The 3,773-nt window shown below is 73.6% G+C and carries 4 protein-coding genes; all 4 read left to right on the forward strand.

Translation table 11 applies throughout. The features are described 5' to 3' along the window. Position 1 precedes the first annotated feature (1 nt). A complete protein-coding gene (locus tag A612_RS02945; RefSeq protein WP_051001401.1) occupies positions 2 to 769 on the forward strand; it encodes a cytochrome C assembly family protein in 768 nt (255 codons plus the stop codon). Next, positions 766 to 984, forward strand: a complete 219-nt coding sequence (locus tag A612_RS02950) for a PP0621 family protein (RefSeq protein ID WP_019373108.1) — start codon at positions 766 to 768, stop codon at positions 982 to 984. The genes A612_RS02945 and A612_RS02950 overlap by 4 nt, the downstream gene beginning before the upstream one ends. A 38-nt stretch (positions 985 to 1,022) precedes the next feature. Next, positions 1,023 to 2,693, forward strand: coding sequence for a sensor histidine kinase (locus tag A612_RS02955; protein ID WP_019373109.1), 1,671 nt, complete (start codon positions 1,023 to 1,025; stop codon positions 2,691 to 2,693). Continuing rightward, positions 2,693 to 3,773 (forward strand): sigma-54-dependent transcriptional regulator (locus A612_RS02960; RefSeq protein ID WP_019373110.1); only part of this gene is annotated, 1,081 nt, incomplete at its 3' end. The genes A612_RS02955 and A612_RS02960, both read left to right, overlap by 1 nt.

Genomic DNA, 3,773 nt, shown 5'->3' on the forward strand with positions numbered 1-3,773 from the left:
GCTGGCCGCAGCCGCGGCGGTGGCCTACGTGCTGGCCGCCATCGTCGTGGCGCGCGGCGGCGCACGCGGGCTGGGGCCGATGGTGCCGGCCTGGGGGCTGCACGCGGCGGCGCTGGCCTGGGGGCTGCTCGGCAGCCAGCCCCACTTCGGCTTCGCGCCGGCGCTGTCCATGACCGCCTGGCTGGTGCTGACCAGCTACGCGGTGGAGCACCAGCTGTTCCCGCAGATGCGCACCCGCTGGGCGCTGTGCGCCCTCGGCGCGGTGGCCGTGCTGCTGGCGGCGCTGTTTCCCGGGCGGGCCATGCACGTCGCGGCCTCCCCCTGGCTGGCGCTGCACCTGACCCTGGGCATCGCCTGCTACGGGCTGTTTGCCGTTGCCGTGGTGCACGCCTGGCTCATGGGCCGCGCCGAGCAGCAGATGCGGCGCGCCGCCGACCTGTCGAGCACGCTGCCGCTGCTCACCCTGGAGCGGCTCACCTTCCGCTTCGTGGCAGCCGGCTTCGCGCTGCTGTCGGCGACGCTCGCCGTCGGCTGGTTCTTCAGCGAGGAACTCTATGGCCGGGCCTGGCTGTGGGACCACAAGGCCGTGTTTTCCGTGCTCGCCTGGCTGACTTTCGCCATCTTGCTGGTGGGCCGCGCGCGCATGGGCTGGCGCGGGCGGCGCGCGGCGCGCGTGCTGTATGCCGGCGCGCTGCTGCTGTTGCTGGCGTACGCAGGCTCGCGCTTCGTCATGGAAGTGGTGCTCGGGCGGGGAGGCTGGGGGGGATGAAATACCTGCTGGTCCTGGCGGTGGTGCTCGTCGTGTATGCGCTCGTGCGCAGCAAACAGCGCAGCATCGCGCCGCGCGCCCGCCCGCCCGCCAGCGTCCCGCCGCCCGAGGAGATGGTGCGCTGCGCGCGCTGCGGGGTGCACCTGCCGCACTCGGCCGCCCTGCACGCCGAGGGGCGCAGCTACTGCTGCAGCGCCCACCTGCCGTGCCGCTGAGGCCGGCGCGCCGCCTCCGCCGGACCCACCCACCACCCATGCTGGCCGCGCCCTCCGCCCCGTTCGCCCGGCTCTGGCAGGCCTTCCTCACGGCGCGGATGCTGGTGGCGCTGGCGCTGCTGCTGCTCCTGTCCCTGGGGGCCGCCACGAGCCACGCCGCCAGCCTGGCGCTGCCCGGCACGGCCTTCGCCTACCTGGTCGTCAGCGCCCTGACGCGGGTTCTGGCCGGGCGCGAGCCGCCGCCGCCGCGCCCGAGCTTTCGCTGGCTGCCCACCATCGGCGTGGACATCGCGCTGATCGGCCTGCTGCAGGCGCTGCAGCCCGCCGGGACGATCAACTTCACGCCGCTGTTCGGCCTGCCGGTGCTGATGGCGGCGGTGCTCGGCAACCTGCTGCTGGCGCTGGGCACGGCCGCCAGCGCCACGCTGGTGCTGCTGGCCTGGGCGTTCTGGCCGGGCGGCGGCGATGCCACCCACTACCTGCAGGCGGCGCTCACCGGCACCGGCTATTTCCTCGTCGCCTACCTGGCGCACCAGCTCGCCGCACGGCTGATCAGCGAGCAGGACATGGCCCAGCGCAGCCGAATGGACGCGCGCGCGCAGCGCGCCGTCAGCGCGCTGGTCATGCAGCACGTGGCGGACGGCGTGCTGGTGCTGGACCGGGGCGGCCACGTCCACCTGGCGAACCCGGCGGCGCTGCTCCTGCTGGAGCGCAGCGCCGCCGCCACCCTGCCCTTCCCGCTCGCACACATGGACGCCTGGGCGCCGGCGCTCGCGGTGGCGCAGCAGACCTTCGCCAGCGGCCAGGCCCAGCACGCGGACGTGCGCATCGCCATTCCCGGCCGCCCGCTGCTGGCGCTGCGCCTGCGCAGCTGGCTGACCCACGCGCCGCAGGACCTGACACACGAGCTGCAGGACCCCCTGTGCGTGATGTTCCTGCACGACCTGCGCGAGATGGAGGCGCGGCTGCGCACGGAAAAGCTCGCCTCCATGGGCCGCATGTCGGCCGCCGTGGCACACGAGATCCGCAATCCGCTGGCGGCCATCATGCAGGCCAACGCGCTGCTGGAGGAGGAGCTGCAAGACCCCGGCCAGCAGCGCCTGGCGCAGATGGTGCGGCAAAACGCCGAGCGCCTGGTGCGCATCACCGAGGATGTGCTGGACATTGCGCGCGTGCAGCACCAGATCGGGCATGCGCCTTCGGCCGTCGTGCCCCTGGATGCCACCGTGCGCCAGGTCTGGCAGGACTGGCAGGCCCAGGAGCCGCAGCGCCGGCGCGGCCGGCTGGAGCTGGCGGCGTCCGAGCTGCAGGTGGAGTTCGATGCCGAGCACCTGCGCCGCGTCCTGGTGAACCTGCTGGACAACGCCTTGCGCTACATGGGCCCGCACCCCGACTCGCTGGTGGTGGCCACCCAGGCCGGCAACGGCGGGCGCGCCAGCCTGCAGGTCTGGAGCGACGGCGAGCCGCTCGATACCAGCATCGAGCGCCACCTGTTCGAGCCCTTCTTCTCCTCGGAGAGCCGCTCCAGCGGGTTGGGCCTGTACATCTGCCGCGAACTGTGCCAGCGCCACGGCGCCGGCATCTCCTACCAGCGCAGCGACCGCGTGCTGGAGCGCGGTCCGGTGGCGGGCAACGCCTTCACGGTGCTGTTCCGCGGCAGCACGGCCGCCGCCGAGCCGCCCTCGCTGTTTGACACAATCGTGGTGTGATGCCTGCCGACAACGCCGCCCACATCCTCGTCATCGACGACGAGCCCGACCTGCGAACCCTGTACGAGCTGACGCTGGTGCGCGAAGGCTACCGCGTGGACGCGGCCGCCAGCGTGGCCGAGGCGCGCGCCCAGCTCGAGCAGCAGCGCTTCGACGTGGTGATCACCGACATGCGCCTGCCCGACGGTTTCGGCATGGAGCTGCTGCACGAGCTGCGCCAGCGGCAGCGCAGCGAGCGCTGCGTGGTCATGACCGCCTACGGCTCGGCGGAAAACGCCGTCGAGGCCCTGCGGGCCGGGGCCTTCGACTACCTGACCAAGCCGGTGGACCTGAAGCAGTTCCGCGCCGTGGTCGCCTCGGCCGTGCAGGGCACCGGCGCGCCGCCGAGCGCGGCCCGCCCGGGCCAGCGCGCCAGCGACGGTGCCGCCCCGATCCCGGCGCTGGAACGCCTCATCGGCGAGTCCGCCCCCATGCGCGCCGTGAAGGAGCGCATTGCGCGGGTGGCGCGCAGCATGGCGCCGGTGCTGGTGCGCGGCGAGTCGGGCACCGGCAAGGAGCTGGTGGCGCGCGCCCTGCATGCCTGCAGCCAGCGCGCGGACGGCCCGCTGGTGACCGTGAACTGCGGCGCCATCCCGGAAAACCTGCTGGAGGCCGAGTTCTTCGGTGCGCGCAAGGGCTCCTACACCGGCGCCATGCAGGACCGCGAGGGTTATTTCCAGGCCGCGCGCGGCGGCACGCTGTTCCTGGACGAGATCGGCGAGCTGCCGCTGCCCATGCAGGCCAAGCTGCTGCGCGCCATCCAGGAGCGCCGCGTGCGGCCGCTCGGCTCCACCCAGGAGGAGGCGGTGGACGTGCGCATCGTCAGCGCCACGCACCGCGACCTCGCCTGCGAGGTGCAGCAGGGGCGCTTCCGCCAGGACCTGTACTACCGGCTGAACGTCATCGAGATCGTGGTCCCGCCACTGCGCGAACGCCGCGAGGACCTGCCGGCGCTGAGCGCGGCGCTGCTGGCGCGCATCGGCGAGGAAAGCGGGATGCCGGTGCCGCCGCTGACCGAGGCGGCACTGGCGGCGCTCGCCC

The sequence above is a fragment of the Melaminivora alkalimesophila genome (assembly GCF_000282995.1).
Classification (GTDB): Bacteria; Pseudomonadota; Gammaproteobacteria; order Burkholderiales; family Burkholderiaceae_C; genus Melaminivora; species Melaminivora alkalimesophila.